Here is a 14,566-nt window from a genome sequence, read left to right on the forward strand (position 1 = left end):
GGTTTGCCGTTGTTCGGCAGTAGGCGGCCCAACACGGGCGGTCTACTGCCGGACAGCTGTTGCGAGATCGATTGTCGGATCGGAGTGAGCGCGCGGGAAAATTGAAACTTGATTACCCAAGCATTCAGAAGCGTCGGCGGTTACTACGCCCTGCCGACGGATAGGACCTCGGACTGGAACTTTTTTTCCAAGGCATCAAGTTCGGTGAGGAATCGGGCCCGCAATTCTGCCTTTTCACGCTCGGGTAGCCAGCAGGCGTCCACTCCGTTCAGCGAGATTTCGCGCATGGTCTCGCGATCCAGTCCCAGCTGGAAAGCCGCGATCCTATACTCGCTTGCGAGTGTGGTGGGGAACATGCCGGGGTCGTCGGAGGCGATGACCATCTTCAGGCCGGCGTCGAGCATTGCCTTGAATGACGCACGGCGCCACGGACGCCAGGAGCGGCGTGAGGTGGTGAAGACACCTGTGAAAGGCACTTGTTGTTCGCGGAGCCGGGCCAGGACTTCGTCGTCTTCGAGCACGAAGTACCCGTGATCGATTCTGTCGCAACCAAGTAGATCCAGGCACGTGATGGTGTTCTGCGCCACCGGCGCGTGCTCAGACGAGTGTGCGGTGCGCTTGAGTCCGTGAAGTCCCGCAAGTTTGTAAGCAGTTTCGAAGCGCTCAGGCGGCCCCGACGTCTCAAGGTTGTCCAAGCCGATGCCCACCACGTAAGAGTGCGGATTATCCACCATAGTCTGCACCAGTGAGAGGGCGTGTTGGGCCGACTTGCTGCGGTCTATGCCAGCAATCAGTCGACCCGTCATACCAAAGTCGGCCTCGGCGCGGCGGATACCCTCGGCCATCGCCTCGACGTATCCGGCGTATCCCAGATTCGCCGCGTTCGGTGGCAGCTCATCGAAGAACAGCTCCAAGTGTCGGGTGGCGCTGGAGTGTGCGTCTTCGAAGGCTTCGTAGACGATTCTAGTGAAATCCTCTGAGGAGCGCAGGCAACTCAGCACCCATTCGGAGGCCTGAAAGAGCGAGTAAGAAACCTCGGGCTCATCGGCGGACGGTCCCTGGGTCACCGGGATGCGCGTGGATCTGTAGAGCGCCGGGTCCGGGGGGCGGGAGTTGATGTTCTTGAAAATCGTCAATGGATCGTCCGGGAGCTGCAGGCCCTCTCGGGCCGCAAGCTCGGCGAAGGTTGCGGCCCGCACGGTTCCGGTCAGGTGGACATGAAGGTCGGTCTTCGGCATCTGGTCCAAGTAGTCGCCGTAAGCGAGGCTGTTGGTCATGAAGTTGTTGCTTTCTCTATGGTCTGGCACAGGCCGCTGAGATGTTCAGTCAGCATTTCCAGGAAGGGCCCCACCAGCACGTCCGACCCGTAACGCAGGTTCACCGGCCGTCCGGAGACGCCACGGACGTCCGCGACAACGGCGCCGCGGGTCAGTGTCCCGTCAAGTTCCACCGTGGCGGTGGCGTCTTGCCAGATGATAAGTCCGGGGTCCATGACGGCGGCGGCGGCAAGGGCGTCATGCATGACCGCAACATCCGGACGGCCGCGGCTGACCATGTTGTCGCACATGTTAACGAGCATGGACCCGAAGACGCCCGTGGGTGCTGGCATCCCGGCGAGCTCTGTCGCCATGGCCCGACTCACGGCAGTCTTCCGGGTTACGTCGACCGGAACGAGATCGATCCGCTGGCCTTGCTCCAGCACCTGCGCGGCGGCCTCCGGGTCCGCGTAGAAGTTGAACTCGGCGCTGAGGGTGTAGTTTCCTTGACTGAATACGGCCCCGCCCATGATGACGAGGCGGTGGATCGCCGCAATGGTCTCCGGGTAGTCGGTGAACATACGGGCGACGTCGGTCAGCGGCCCTAGCGCGAGCACGGTAATTTCCCCGGGTCGGGAGAGGATGAGTCGGGCCAGGTGTTCCACAGCTCCCGGTTCCACGCTGCGCGTGGACGGGGGAAGCCGGACGCCGCCGAGCCCGCCCTTGCCGTGGACGGGCTCGTCCGGGACCCGGATGCCGCCAGCCAGCGGGCCGACGGAACCCAGGTACACCGGGAATTCCGGCGATACTCCTAGCAGGTCAAGCAGGGCCGTTGCATTCGCGGAAGCCACCTCCAAGGAAACATTGCCCGCGGTGGCCGCGACGGCCAGAACATCCAGCTTGGGCGAGCCGAAGGCCAAAGCCAACGCCACGGCGTCGTCGATCCCGGGGTCGCAACTAATGATGACTGGAACCGTCATTTGGACGACACCTCCCGGGCGTAGCGCTCAACCCACTTGGAGCGGTTCTCCACGATCGGCGCCGGGTCCAGGGCTGTGAAGCCGGCCGCGACCGGGTCCTTGGCGGCCGGGCCGGAAATCTTGGTCAGGAGTTCGGGAAAGGTGGCCGCCGGGTTGACCGGCTTGTCGCCGAGAGCCTGGGCCGATGCGGATTGCGCTTCGGACGAAAGCAGGTAGTCAATGAACTTCGCTGCGTTGGTCGGATGCTGTGTGCCCTTAACCACCATGGCACGGTTAGTGGTCATGTATTTGCCGGTTGCTGGGGGTGTCCATGCAACGGGGGCGCCGGAGCGGACAAGATTGTATGCAAATCCATCCAGCGCGGGGGCAAGCACGATTTCCTTCTGCTGGATCAGGTTGGTGACCTCAGTGGATGCCGTGTAGAACTTCAGGGTCGACGGCGCCAGCGCGCCGAGTTTGGCAAAGCCTTTGTCCACGTCGAAGGGACCGGAACCATAGGTGGCGGACACGCCTGACAGAGTCAGCTGACCCGATGACGCGGCGAGGTCGGGCAGTGCGACCTTGCGTGCATTGGCTGGGTCAGCCAGCGTTTCCCATTTGGCGGCTTTGTCCGCGCCCATGACGTCGGTGCGGTACATCATGCCGTTGAGCTGGAACGTATATGCCGGGCCGTTGAACTTTTCGTCAGAAGCGAAAGGGGAAATCTTGGCCATGTTCGGAATCTTGGAGGCGTCGACCTTGGCAAAGAGGTCCTTGGCCTGACCGAGTGCTGCGTAGTAGTCCGCAATCAGCATGACGTCGATTCCGGAATTCTTATTCAGCTCCAGTTTGGACAGGCGGTCCGCGTTGGAGCCGCTCTCGATCTCTACCTCGATGCCAGTGGCTTTGGTGAAGGGCTCGATGACGGACTTCTTGAGGTCGTCGACGCCAAAAGCGAAGGAGCTCAGCACGAGCTTCTTCTCTTCTTCGCCGCCCGGGCTGCCGGACTGGCCGCTTCCGCAGGCCGTCATGGTCAGCGCTGCGGCGACGAGAGCGGCCCCAAACGCGAGGCCTTTCATTCGGTTGATCTTTTGCATGGGTTCACTTTCGGGGAGGGATGTACGGGAGTTTGTCAGGAGGATTATCGTCAGCCGGCCAGCGGCACAAGATCAACGGCCCGGATTCCGGCTGTGATCTGCTCACCAGGCTGGAGTCGGAGTCCGGGCTGTGCCGCAGAGTCCCCTCTGATGGCGGCCAGCAGGTTCACGTCTTTGCCGGAGGAGTCGGTGCCGGTTGCCCGTACCATGAGGTCGACGCCGCGGTATGCCACCTGGGTGATGACGGCAGGAAAGTTGTCAGCGCCACTGTTGAGGTTCTGTCCACGCGGCAGGAGCTTAAGGTTTTCGGGACGCACAGTGGCGTGGTCGTGTGCGGTCGTGGAAAAGAAGTTCTCGTATCCCATGAACTCCGCCACAAAACGGTTGGCGGGGTGTTGGAAAACTTCCAACGGCGAGCCCTTCTGCATGATCCTGCCGGCGCGCATGAGCACCATGATGTCGCTCATTTCCAATGCCTCTTCCTGGTCGTGTGTCACCAGCACCACCGTGAGGCCCGTCTCCTGTTGGATGCGGCGGATCTCGGCGCGCATCTGGATGCGTAGGCGGGCATCCAGGTTGGAGAGGGGCTCGTCGAGGAGCAGGATGTCCGGTCGAATGGCGATAGCGCGCGCCAGAGCAACACGCTGCTGCTGGCCGCCTGACAGTGCCTTTGGCTTACGGTCAGCGAGGTGGCCAAGGCCCACCATCTCCAAGGCCTCGGTGACGCGCTGCTTGCGCTCCTGTGTGGGCACCTTGCGCAGCTTCAGGCCGTAGCCGACGTTGTCGCCGACTGTCATGTGCGGGAAGAGTGCGTAGCTTTGGAAGACCATGCCGAGGTTCCGCTTTTCCGGGGGGAGCTTGGTGGCATCCTTGCCGGCGATCTCGATGGTTCCTGCCGTCGGCCGCGAGTAGCCGGCGATCATGCGCAGGGTGGTGGTCTTGCCGCAGCCGCTGGGACCCAGCAGGGTGGTCAGCTTGCCTGCTTGGATGTCTAGATTGATGCCGTCTACTGCGGTGAAATCGCCAAAGATCTGGCTGACGCCGCGAAGTTGGGCTGCAGTGTTCATTTGTTGATACCTCCGAAGATTTTGGCGAAACCGACGGTGCGTTCGGCTACCAGTGCAAAGACGATGGTTACGGCCAGAATGAGCGTTGACATAGCGGCGATCATCGGGTCGTAGGATTTCTGCACGTAGTCCAGCATGGAGACGGGCAAAGTGTTGAAGGTGCGCCCCTGCAGCAGCAGGGAGAGCGGCACATTGTTGAAGGAGGTGACAAAACTGAGCAGCGCAGCCGAGACGATCCCCGGCCTCAGCAACGGCAAGGTCACCGAAATGAAGACCTTGGCCGGTCCTGCGCCCAGGCCGCGGGCGGCTTCCTCTACAAAAGGATCGGCCAGAGCCAGCGAGGCTCCGGTAACGCGGACTGCGTAGGGGATCAGCAGCGCGGTATGCCCCAGTAACAGGGTGAGGAAGGTCGAGACACCGAGGCCGGCTATCAGTTGCTGGTATAAGGCCAGGCCAACGACAAGTTCAGGAATGACCAGCGGGGAGAGGAAAAGGCCCTGGATCCACGATTTGCCGGGGAATCTTCCCCTCTGTAGCCCGATCGCTGCCGGGACACCGATCAACAGTGACAAGAGCGTGGCCAGGACGGCTAGTTCTGCGCTGGAGAGAAGCGCCGTCATGAAGGGCTTGTAGGAAGCGGCTGCGCCAAACCACTTCAGAGAGAAGCTTTCGGGGGGAAATTTCAGGCTGTCGCCGCCGGAAAAGGCGGCTACAACGACGAACATGATCGGCACGATCATGACGATGTAGCCAAGAACAGCCAGTGACGTCATGATAGGACCGCGGTTAGGGTTTCCCTTCATTGTGGGCAGAATCGAGATGATTGTCCGGGTGCTCATGAGATGCTCCCCTTTCGAGAACCGATGGCACTCGACACGGCCGACACCAGGAACACCAGCACGGTCATGACTATCGCGACGGCGGAAGCGGCGGCCCAGTCGATGCTGACGGTGGCGTAGTTGAACAGCTGCGTGGCCAGCGTTCGATGGGTACTGCCGCCAAGAAGGTAGGGCGTGGTGTATGCCGTGATGGACCCGGCGAAGACGAGCGTCGCGGCGACGACCACTCCGGGGAGGGAGAGCGGGAGGGTCACGGTCCACAGGACGCGCGTGCGCGAAGCACCCAGACCCTGCGCGGCTTCATCGAGGCCGGCATCAACCTGGGCGACGGCCGAATAGCAGGAGATGACCGCCAGGGGCAAGAACAACTGGAGCAAGCCCAGTATGATCGCGGTCTCGGTGTACAGCAGTTGCGGTGCAGGCAGCCCGAAGGACGAGAAGATCTGGCCGATCACGCCGTTCTGGCCTAGCAGCACGAGCCAGCCATAAGTACGCACGACGTTGCTTAGCAACAGCGGGAAGATCGCCAGTGCCAGCAGTAGGCCGGACCAGCGCGACGTCGAGCGGGCCAGCAGAAGAGCTATGGGGAAGCCGAGCAGCAAGGATAGCGCCGTGACGAGCAAACCCAGTCCCACCGTGCGCCCGATGATGGCCAAGTCATAAGGATCCTGAAGAAGTCGCAGCATCCTGTCAAAAACCTGCCCCGTAGTGACGCCCGGCGGCGCCAGAAGCATTGTCAGCGCAGGCAGGCAAAACCCCGCAACGATGAAAATCAGTCCTGGCGCTAACAGGAATAGCGTCGATTTCTTGGAAAGCATCCGAAAAGTCTCCACATCCGGTAGCAAAATCAGTACGATGAAACCGTGTGTACAACCGGTTTCATCTGAATTATCTGTACGATACATCACAAACGCTCTACGAGGGAGGTCCCGGCAAAATGATTACGTTGGCAGATGTCGCAGCCAAGGCGGGAGTCTCCAAAGCAACTGCGTCCCGTGCTTTGAATCAACCGCAACTGCTCGCACCCGAGACGCGCGACCGGGTCATTGCAGCAGCCTCAGCACTCGGGTTCTCTGTAAACCGGGCGGCCAGAGCACTGGCTAAGGGGTCCACAGGGATTGTCTCCATCGTCGTCCCAACCTTGGAAAATACGTTCTTCACGCCCATTATTAAGGGGGCGCAGCGCGCGGCAGAAGAGGGCGACCTCCACGCAACGATCACCGTCCTGGCCGGGGATACTGAGGCCGATCAAAGCCGCCTCATGTGGCTGGCCGAGCAAGTGGACGGCTTTGTCCTGGCGTCTCCACGGGCTCCCGGGGCCTTCCTGAAACAACTCGCGCAACGCAAGCCGCTCGTGACCATCGATCGGCAGGTGGAGGGAATCCCGTCCGTCATAGCTGACACCCCCAGATCCCTGGGAGAACTTGTCTCAGGACTCATGGCAGCGGGTCACCGCCGGCTGACTTATGTCGGCGGGCCGGAAGGCTCCTGGATGGACCAGCGCCGGCTCAAAGCCATCCAGACTGCCGCAGGAGAAGGATGCGCAGTGAGCGTCATCGGACCACTTCCGCCGGCGTTCGCCTCGGGAGCGAGCATTGCCCGGGAAATCGCCGATTCCGAAACTAAAGCCGTAGTCGCTTACGCCAGTGAAATCGCACTAGGTCTCTACTTCGAACTTCAGCGGCTTGACCCAAGCAGCCGCGGCGCCATCACGATGGCAAGTGCCGATGATTTAGCTGTTGGTCCCCTGGCCGGGCTCGACATAACAGCCTTGCAGGTAGACGGCGATGCCGTCGGCGAATCGGCGATGGCGACATTGGTCAAGATGCTGAGAAACGGTCAGGACACGTCCCCACTCCGTCGCCGGGTACCGGTTCCAATTCGCTGGGCATCCAATGGAGCGATAAATGTCCCTGCTAGCGCCGCGCCTCCCTAAGGCAACAAACACTACGTTCGATGGTGTCTCCGTTCTTCCTGCACCAGGTATCCGGAGACGTCCACCGTTTCCCCGGCGCCAGCCAACGTATCTGCAGCCAGGGGGCCGCTGGCTGCCCGGGAAAGCGTTATGACCCGCATCTGGCGGGCCCCATCACCGACCACACATTTCACTCGCCTGGAGGCTTTTATGCAATGGCCGCTAACAATGACCGACGCCACCGTAAGTGAAACGGCCGGCAGAACCGAGACCGCGCCGCCCGCAACATGTCAGAGTGCACAGGAGATCATTAGTCTCAGGCGATCTATCCACCGGCACCCGGAACCTGCCTTCGTTGAAATTCGGACTGCAGCCTTGATCCTGGGTTATCTTGAACGACTCCCATGCCGGATCTCCATGGGTGAAAGGGTCTTGAGCGCCACGTCAGTCCCGGACTACCCGTCCAAGGGCCAGCTCGATGCAGCTGTCGATGCTGCAGTCGCTGCAGGAATCGACCCCGGCGAGGCCGCCCGAATCGCCGAGGCCGGAACAGCCCTCGTCGCCGAAATCGACGGCAACCGTCCCGGTCCCGCTTGGGCATTTCGATTCGACATGGATGCTCTACCAATTCGAGAAAGTCAGGATCCAGGACACCGGCCCTTTGAACAAGGTTTCGCGAGTGTGAACGGCAACATGCATGCGTGCGCACATGACGGCCACGTCGCCGTCGGGGTGGCGCTGGCGACGCGGTTATCTGACGGGAATTTCGCCGGCAGCGTCAAGATCGTATTTCAGCCCGCCGAAGAGGGATGCCGTGGAGCGGCTGGGATGATCGCGGCCGGAGTGGGATTGGGCATCGACAGGTTCGTCGGCCTGCATCTTGGCAACTCGATGCCTGCGGGATCGGTGGCAGGCAGCGCCTATGGCCTGCTTGCCACAACCAAGTTGAGGATCCGTTTTGAAGGCCTGTCCGCTCACGCCGGATCGGCGCCCTCCCATGGACGAAATGCCTTGCTGGCGGCCGCCACAGCCACGCTCAACCTTCATGCAATATCCCGCTTTGCCGGGCACGAAACAAGGATCAACGTCGGCAGACTGACCGCCGGTGATGCTGCCAATGTGATAGCCGGCAGTGCGGAAATGAGCATGGAAGTCCGGGCCGACGACGGGGATGTCAACGACGAACTGGTACGACGGACGAGGCGAATTGTTGAATCCGCTGCCGAGATGCATGAGGTCTCGGCCACCGTTTTTGTTGTCGGATCCGCCACATCGTTCTGCCCGGATGATGAGATCGTGGATGAAGTCGTAGCAGCCGCCCAAGCTCTCGGCGTCCAGGACAGACGGAGTCGGCACCTACTCACTTCCAGTGACGACTTCTCCCTCTGGGGTCAGAAAGTGCAGCAAAATGGCGGTCGGGCGGCCTTCGTCCTGGTCGGTGGAGGAAATACGTTGCCGCACCACCACCCGGAATTCGACATCGACGAGTCCTGCCTCCCAATTGCCGCGGACGTCCTCGAACGCTTGGTGCGCAGATAGGAACAAGGCCACGCAAGCCACCCGACAGGAAACCGGAAGGGTCGTCTTCCGGACGCCTGGGGCGCCGGTGACACCGCGATGCGCCGGCTCACGGCAGCGCAGCTGGCGGACCAGAAGTCCGGCACTATGAACGATATTTCCGCCGCGATCGGTGTTGAACCCTCTATGGCGGTGGCGCAGGCAGTTCGGCGAAGCCGGAGTGACCGGGCTCGCCGGAGACAAGCCCGGGCCCAAAGGGCTCAAAGATCCTGACGGAAACGGTCACGGCCGAGATCCACCGGCGCCGTAAGGCCGTCCAGTCCTTACGGAGCATCGGTGCTGCCGTGGGATGTCGGCCTCCCGCTTCAGCAGGGCCCTGACGGCCCGCACCGGCAAGGGCGGGACGGAACAACCGCCCGGGCAGGGCGGCTCGATTGCGCCGCCCCGGTCTTGGCCCCGGCCGCTCGGGTGCCCCTGGCCGGATTGTTGCTGGCTTTCCCGGCACTTCAGAGCAGGGGTCTGCACTCCTGTGCGAAGAAGATTTTCGGGGTCCTGCCCCAAGGGTTATACGATCTGGAAATCATGCTCAGCGAGTACGCGGTTCGGGCCCTGGCCGGGGAAGCGCGCGCCGAAGGGCCCCCCGGATCGATTAGGCTGCCCCGGGGCAGGGTCCTGGGCCTGGTTCGCGCCCCGGTAGTGAAGACCATCCGCTGCAAGCTCGGGATCCTTGCCGGATCGGGCCAAGGCACCGGATGAGTATTCGTTCTTGAGGGGTCCATGTATGGTGCGGGTTGGCGCCGGGGTCCGGGCCCACGTTTTGCGCTGGTCAGCGCCGGTGTTGGTGTGGTTGAGCCCCACCTGAAGTACTCCTTCCATCGCGTGGGGGCCACGTGGTGGAAGGAGTACCGGTAATGTTCACCGGACCATGATCCCGGCGGGTCACTGGCCGCGGTGCTCGATGTTCAGCAGGGTGCGGAGTTGCCTTGACCTGCCATGCGGGCTGAAGGCTGCCAGTGGGATTATCAGCGGATCCACACCGGGCAGACGGAGAGCGGCGTCGCCAATGGCCTGCTGGACCAGCACCACGAGATCCCGACGCCATGGCGGTCTCGGACACGGCCCGGCCTGAGTCGATGACCGCATCCAGTTCGGTCTCACGCAACCGCCGTGTCGACCGTGCCCGGCTCGGGACCTACGGCGTCGCCTCACAGAACGATTTCCGCTCACACAAGTATTCGTCACAGAACCAGCGCCGCTTGTCCCAGAGGAGCACCACCGCGCCGGCAACCGGGATGTCCGGCAGCCGCTGGCACCGGCGTTCCTTCACCCGCGAAGCGATGACCCCACAGCTCGGACAGCCCGGCGGGAAAGTGGACTCCACCGTGACGTGGCGTGCGCCGCCCGGAGCGCGACGGTGCCGGTGCCGGTAATCGGGCAGGTTGAAGATCATGCTGGCAGCATCATGGCCAGCCCCAGTAGGCTCTAACAAGCCTCGTGGTTCCTGTTCAGGTTGGATGCGTAGTAAGACTCACCCCAGCAGGACCACGAGTCCTCCGCTAGCTACAACACGAACCTATTTCCCCGGAAACCTTAAAGAGCCGTGCTTAACGGGGTGAGGCCGGCCCCCGTAGGGGTCGGCCTCGGTTTTCCCTCAGCAAAAAGGAAACTTGTGTTGCAGCGTGGTCGCTGCGGGAGTTATTGGTTCAGCGGGGATTTTTCCCAGGACATGTCCACGACGGAACTCCCGCGTCCCATGGTGAGCAGGGACAGTTCCAGCACGTCCTGGGTGTGGGTAGCGCCGGCGGGTGCGTCGTCGTCGTCCGTGAGGATGAAGTCCTGGCTCATGGTGCTGCTCCCTGGCGTGAGTGGTGTCCGTTGTCCTCTGACTGTAGCCCGGCGGAAGGTTCTCGCCCCTGGTGTGGTGCTGCGCCCGCGGCAGCGTTGACCGGCGGCCGGAGGAGCGCCAGCGGGGGAGGCCGCCGCCGCACCCGGGGGGCCGGAACCGTTGCCGGTCCGGCCCCTGCGTGGTTTAGCGGTTCCGCTTGTGGGCGGTGTTCTGGTCCTGCGCGACTGGGGCGATGGTGCCCCGGTTCACCAGCTGTTCCATGAGTTCAGCGAGCCGGTAGCCGGGTGTGTCGGTAACGGCGGCGGTGAAGTGATCCGCGGCCACTGAGGACTGGCCTTTGAGGTACGCCAGCCAACCGATCAGGGTCAGCAGGGGCGCACGGTAGCCTTCGGGCGCGGCGCCGATCAGGGCCCGGGCCGTTTCCTGCGCCCGGTCTACCCGGTCCCAGTCCGGGGTGATGCCCGTACCCGTCAGCAGGTCCCCGCTTCCCTCGGCGTCGGGCCGGTCCGGATCGATCACGTTGCAGAACAGCACGTCGCGCAGGTCCGGGCGTTGGAAGCATGCCAGCAGCTCTACCGTCGTCTTCGGGTCTGTCCGGCCGCCCCGGGTCAGGGCCTCGGCCCATAGTTCCCGCCCGGTGTGCAGCTCTCCGGCGAGCACTCCGGGCAGCGCCTGACGGATGCGCTCCGCGGTGTCCGCCCGGCCGGTGAACGGCGGGTAGGTGGTGCCGGGCTGGTCTTGGTAACTGCTGCCCCGGAAGACCATTTCCGCGTTCAGGTGCCCGTCGGTGATGGATTCCAGTGGTTCGGGCGGGCAGCATCCGGCGTCGTTGTCGCACAGCAGGTTCTGCCAGTGGTCCGGGGTGACCAGCCACGCATCTTTCAGCGGGGTTCCCGCGCCCTCGAGCGCGTCAATCACGGCTTCTACGTGGTCGTGGAACGGCCGCGGTGCCCCGGCGGCCGGGGCTTCGGCGGTGTAGACGGCCAGCAGCACCGCGGTGGCCTGCGTGTCGACCGCGAGGTAGTCCACCATGGATGCGGCGAATCCGGTCGGGGCCCCGACCGTGGGGGCGTCGACGCGGAGCGTGGCGCCGAGAGCGTTCTCCCGCAGGGTCAGGAACACGAAGGACTCACGCGGGACGAACCCGAGCGCGTGCGGGATGAAGCCGAGGATATCGGCGGGGCTGGAAATACGGATTGCGTCATTCATGGTTCAAAGTCCTTTGCTGAGGATCCGGCGGCCGGGGCGGCTCAGGTGACCGGCCAGCGTCCCCACTCCCCCGACGCTTCTATGTCTGTCAAGCGGTGGAAACGGGTGCGGGCGCGGACCAATTGTTTTGCCGGTGGCGGGGCGGCTCATGGTGACCGGCCAGCTCCCCTTCTCCCCCGTTGTTTTGGCTGCTGGCGAAGCTTGCGGAGCTGTGGCCGACGGAGGCCTGTCTACCCCTTAAGGGCAAGGGGCGGGAAATTCCCGGAGGAAATCAGCGACGAAGGAGCGCCGCAGGGAAATTCCCGGACCGCAGGCTCCGACGAAGGAGGGGCTAGACGGGCCGGAGCGGACACGTACAATCCGTCAGGACAGCAGCTAAAACGTCGTAGACAGAACAGGGCCAGGGGGTCCGGAGCTCTGCGACGGTGCGCCCTGGACTTAACAGCCGGCCGCGCCAGCGGACGCCCTTTCCTGATGAGCCCTGCGAACCTTCGATCAGACTTCGGCGGCCGCGCGCCCCCGGTCGCCGGCACCGAGTTTGCGAATGGCGGTCCGCCGCTGCCGACCCACCGCGCAAGCCGGCCACGACGGCGGACCGCCCGCGGTGACCGCCCCGGCAACGGGACGGCCACCTGAAGGGACTAGTCTGCGAGGAGTTCGGCCAGTTCGGCCGTATCGGACACCAGCACCGACGCGCCTTCTTTCAGGAGCCGGTGACATCCTGCGGAGTTGGCGCTGTGGATGCTGTCGGGGATCAGCGCGGCCGTGAGGCGGCCCGCGCCAGGTACTCAAAGTGAGGCGTGGCGCGCTGGCGGCACGGCGGCCCGCTGGCCGGACCATAACGCCGCGCGACCGTAGCGGCGATCTACCGCCGCTGGCCTTGGCACCGGTCCCGGCTACGCCCGCTGATGCCCTTGCCCTGGCTATCACCTGGGCGGACGATCACGCCGAGCACGGCGCGGAGCGCGCCCTGGTGAAGGTAGCGTTCCGAGCGATCCTGGGCGCGGTCCCGGCGGTCCAACGGGCCGACGTCGTCGCCCGTTCGGCGGGGACGGACGTCCTAGGCGCTCACCCGCTCGTTCCGCTGACAATTAGTAGTTCCAGATATCCTGGCTGGATTCTGGGTCGGGCGGCGTCGCTATCGACGGCCGCCCGACCCAATAGTCCGCGCATCGTTCCTCGCGTGAACCGTGGCCTCTTCATTCACCTGGCGCAGAACGCAACCACCTGGAGGCCTTTTCGCAGACTTTAGGCCTTGATGCCAACTGCCTTGGCGAAAGATTCTCCGAAATCCGTGGGCCTGATAAACCCTTTGTCGAAGTCGATAGTGTGACCGCCGTGCGGACCGAACGCGCTCTGGTGTCGTGCAACTTCGGGCCGTCCAGCCATCCAGTCGTAGGCGCCTTCGCGGGTGAGGTAGTCGCCATAGTTGACCTCTACGAGCCCCAGGCGAATCCAGTTGTCGATGAAGGTGCCAAGCTGAGAGTTCTCGACCGGCTCCTGTGTGCTGACATTGACGAGGGGCAGAATGTGTTTCTGCAGCAGGACCGCTCCTTCCTGCCCCTCGGTCACTCGCTTTATGGTTGAGATTGGCGAAGGAATCCCCCCATTCAAGATGTCGTTCAATAGGCCAAGTTCGGCAGAACTCAGTTGCTTGATTACCTCGACAAACGACGGGTGGGCAGTATCTTTCTTGCGATCATCCGAGGCGGTCGCCAACAAGGAAAGATACATCTCTTTCAGATCAGGTTCGTCTAGGCTGAAGCCCAATTGCTGCATGGCGGGGGCCGCCACTGATGGCTTGGGCGAGACAACGTGTTCGTCGGGAACGTCTTTCAGCTTCTCGGCCATGTCCCGGCCAAAATCATCCTCGAAGTACTGATTGGCCACCCCGAAAAGCCGGGCAATGGGCAAGTACATCTTTGTGAGGATGGCTTGCTTGATCGCTATGCGCTTTGCGTAGTTCGATGCCCCATCCGCCATGTAGGGCGAATCCTTCGCTGCCGACAGCAGTTCCTCGTTCACAGACTTTTTATCTTCCGCCATCTGCTCACCTGCATGCTTGACGACTTCTCCGACCAGTGCGGCGACCGCAACTTCCCCGCCCGTCACCGCTTGTTGTCCCTTCCTGCGCCGTTGCGGGTCGGATCCACCGGCACGTAGCCCTGTCCCGACTTCGGCGTGGGGGGCAGCGTGCGTCCCCGTATCGCAGTTCGTTCGTCGCCAGTGCGTCCGCCTCGCGGGCCGACGATCTCGTACTGGCCGGACAACGGGGCGTCCCGCCCCGGTTTCAAATTAGCCACTTTTGAGCCTCCTTGCTTATAAGGTGGCACCAACTGGACGGGCGGCGAGGCCACTTGCTTCGCTCCGCCGCTCGCGTTGTAGACTCGTATCCTCTTGCCAGAGAAAAATGCCTCAGTCGGTACCTGCGTAACTCAGCGCTTGTGCCCTGAGGTTTTTTCTATGTCGATTGGACATACCAGATACTACATGTAGTGCAAGAGCCCGACGAGGACCCCAAGATGATGTATTACAAGGTTGTCATTTAGTGCACACGTAGTCCTAGGCGGCGGCACCCGAAATAGCCGGAATTGCGCAGCTAATCGACCCACTATCCACAGCCTGTGGAGTACTTAGCCACGAAAAGTCGCGGGGCGTGTCGTGAATCCCTTGGCGTGTCGCAGGGCGCCGGGCTTCTTTGCAGTTACCGTTACGCCTCTAGCCCTGGGCGGTGTATGTTTGGCCGCCAGGGGCCGCCGGATCGCGCAGAGTGTCCAGCATGAAATCGCACCAAGTGCGGGCGGCCTCGAAACGGACAGTGCGGCCGAGATCTTGACGTCATACTTGCATTTTGCAAGTA

14 protein-coding genes and 1 pseudogene are annotated in these 14,566 nt (G+C 62.8%); 2 read left to right on the forward strand and 13 right to left on the reverse strand.

Going from position 1 to position 14,566, the window contains the following annotated elements; genetic code table 11:
• Nucleotides 1–143: 143 nt before the first annotated feature.
• Genes ABIB14_RS09635 through ABIB14_RS09660 form a run of 6 tightly spaced genes read right to left on the reverse strand, consistent with a single transcriptional unit; the run spans nucleotide 144 to nucleotide 6,036 of the window.
• Nucleotides 144–1,277 carry an adenosine deaminase family protein gene (locus tag ABIB14_RS09635; RefSeq protein ID WP_354235659.1) on the reverse strand — a complete coding sequence of 378 codons (1,134 nt, stop codon included), beginning with the start codon at nucleotides 1,275–1,277 and terminating at the stop codon, nucleotides 144–146.
• Entirely contained in the window at nucleotides 1,274–2,236 is a 963-nt protein-coding gene (locus ABIB14_RS09640) for a nucleoside hydrolase (RefSeq protein ID WP_354235660.1), read from the reverse strand. Before ABIB14_RS09640 ends, ABIB14_RS09635 begins: the two co-directional genes overlap by 4 nt.
• Entirely contained in the window at nucleotides 2,233–3,312 is a 1,080-nt protein-coding gene (locus tag ABIB14_RS09645; protein WP_354235661.1) for an ABC transporter substrate-binding protein, read from the reverse strand. Before ABIB14_RS09645 ends, ABIB14_RS09640 begins: the two co-directional genes overlap by 4 nt.
• 50 nt (nucleotides 3,313–3,362) lie before the next feature.
• Nucleotides 3,363–4,379, reverse strand: a complete 1,017-nt coding sequence (locus ABIB14_RS09650) for an ABC transporter ATP-binding protein (protein ID WP_354235662.1) — start codon at nucleotides 4,377–4,379, stop codon at nucleotides 3,363–3,365.
• The gene (locus ABIB14_RS09655) at nucleotides 4,376–5,218 is read right to left on the reverse strand and encodes an ABC transporter permease (protein ID WP_354235663.1); all 843 of its coding nucleotides are present in this window, start codon (nucleotides 5,216–5,218) and stop codon (nucleotides 4,376–4,378) included. Before ABIB14_RS09655 ends, ABIB14_RS09650 begins: the two co-directional genes overlap by 4 nt.
• Entirely contained in the window at nucleotides 5,215–6,036 is an 822-nt protein-coding gene (locus ABIB14_RS09660) for an ABC transporter permease (RefSeq protein WP_354235664.1), read from the reverse strand. Before ABIB14_RS09660 ends, ABIB14_RS09655 begins: the two co-directional genes overlap by 4 nt.
• Before the next feature lie 47 nt (nucleotides 6,037–6,083).
• Here ABIB14_RS09660 and ABIB14_RS09665 point away from each other — a divergent pair, with 47 nt between their 5' ends.
• Nucleotides 6,084–7,154, forward strand: coding sequence for a LacI family DNA-binding transcriptional regulator (locus ABIB14_RS09665; RefSeq protein WP_354235665.1), 1,071 nt, complete (start codon nucleotides 6,084–6,086; stop codon nucleotides 7,152–7,154).
• Between the two features lie 207 nt (nucleotides 7,155–7,361).
• Complete coding sequence (locus tag ABIB14_RS09670; protein ID WP_354235666.1) at nucleotides 7,362–8,672, forward strand: amidohydrolase; 1,311 nt, start codon at nucleotides 7,362–7,364, stop codon at nucleotides 8,670–8,672.
• A gap of 918 nt (nucleotides 8,673–9,590) precedes the next feature.
• Here the strand turns inward: ABIB14_RS09670 and ABIB14_RS09675 are convergent.
• From ABIB14_RS09675 to ABIB14_RS09705, 7 genes and pseudogenes are all read right to left on the reverse strand, one after another.
• The gene (locus ABIB14_RS09675) at nucleotides 9,591–9,734 is read right to left on the reverse strand and encodes a hypothetical protein (RefSeq protein ID WP_354235667.1); all 144 of its coding nucleotides are present in this window, start codon (nucleotides 9,732–9,734) and stop codon (nucleotides 9,591–9,593) included.
• A gap of 109 nt (nucleotides 9,735–9,843) precedes the next feature.
• Complete coding sequence (locus ABIB14_RS09680) at nucleotides 9,844–10,101, reverse strand: transposase family protein (RefSeq protein ID WP_354235668.1); 258 nt, start codon at nucleotides 10,099–10,101, stop codon at nucleotides 9,844–9,846.
• Between the two features lie 245 nt (nucleotides 10,102–10,346).
• Nucleotides 10,347–10,496, reverse strand: coding sequence for a hypothetical protein (locus tag ABIB14_RS09685; RefSeq protein ID WP_354235669.1), 150 nt, complete (start codon nucleotides 10,494–10,496; stop codon nucleotides 10,347–10,349).
• Between the two features lie 184 nt (nucleotides 10,497–10,680).
• Complete coding sequence (locus tag ABIB14_RS09690) at nucleotides 10,681–11,706, reverse strand: DUF4192 domain-containing protein (RefSeq protein ID WP_354235670.1); 1,026 nt, start codon at nucleotides 11,704–11,706, stop codon at nucleotides 10,681–10,683.
• Between the two features lie 641 nt (nucleotides 11,707–12,347).
• Nucleotides 12,348–12,482, reverse strand: a pseudogene (locus ABIB14_RS09695) (DNA-processing protein DprA); the annotation flags it as partial.
• A 472-nt stretch (nucleotides 12,483–12,954) separates the two neighbouring features.
• The gene (locus ABIB14_RS09700) at nucleotides 12,955–13,818 is read right to left on the reverse strand and encodes a DUF4393 domain-containing protein (protein WP_354235671.1); all 864 of its coding nucleotides are present in this window, start codon (nucleotides 13,816–13,818) and stop codon (nucleotides 12,955–12,957) included.
• A complete protein-coding gene (locus ABIB14_RS09705; protein ID WP_354235672.1) occupies nucleotides 13,815–14,009 on the reverse strand; it encodes a YjzC family protein in 195 nt (64 codons plus the stop codon). The genes ABIB14_RS09700 and ABIB14_RS09705 overlap by 4 nt, the downstream gene beginning before the upstream one ends.
• Nucleotides 14,010–14,566 lie beyond the last annotated feature (557 nt).

It is taken from the genome of Arthrobacter sp. UYEF3 (assembly GCF_040546245.1).
Taxonomy (GTDB): domain Bacteria; phylum Actinomycetota; class Actinomycetes; order Actinomycetales; family Micrococcaceae; genus Arthrobacter.

Excerpts from the sequence above, each read along its gene's own strand:
- ABIB14_RS09690 (WP_354235670.1), bottom strand. The coding sequence starts at position 11,706 with ATGAATGACGCAATCCGTATTTCCAGCCCCGCCGATATCCTCGGCTTC.
- ABIB14_RS09640 (WP_354235660.1), bottom strand. The coding sequence starts at position 2,236 with ATGACGGTTCCAGTCATCATTAGTTGCGACCCCGGGATCGACGACGCC.
- ABIB14_RS09685 (WP_354235669.1), bottom strand. The coding sequence starts at position 10,496 with ATGAGCCAGGACTTCATCCTCACGGACGACGACGACGCACCCGCCGGC.
- ABIB14_RS09645 (WP_354235661.1), bottom strand. The coding sequence starts at position 3,312 with ATGCAAAAGATCAACCGAATGAAAGGCCTCGCGTTTGGGGCCGCTCTC.
- ABIB14_RS09655 (WP_354235663.1), bottom strand. The coding sequence starts at position 5,218 with ATGAGCACCCGGACAATCATCTCGATTCTGCCCACAATGAAGGGAAAC.
- ABIB14_RS09660 (WP_354235664.1), bottom strand. The coding sequence starts at position 6,036 with ATGCTTTCCAAGAAATCGACGCTATTCCTGTTAGCGCCAGGACTGATT.
- ABIB14_RS09650 (WP_354235662.1), bottom strand. The coding sequence starts at position 4,379 with ATGAACACTGCAGCCCAACTTCGCGGCGTCAGCCAGATCTTTGGCGAT.
- ABIB14_RS09670 (WP_354235666.1), top strand. The coding sequence starts at position 7,362 with ATGACCGACGCCACCGTAAGTGAAACGGCCGGCAGAACCGAGACCGCG.
- ABIB14_RS09635 (WP_354235659.1), bottom strand. The coding sequence starts at position 1,277 with ATGACCAACAGCCTCGCTTACGGCGACTACTTGGACCAGATGCCGAAG.
- ABIB14_RS09680 (WP_354235668.1), bottom strand. The coding sequence starts at position 10,101 with ATGATCTTCAACCTGCCCGATTACCGGCACCGGCACCGTCGCGCTCCG.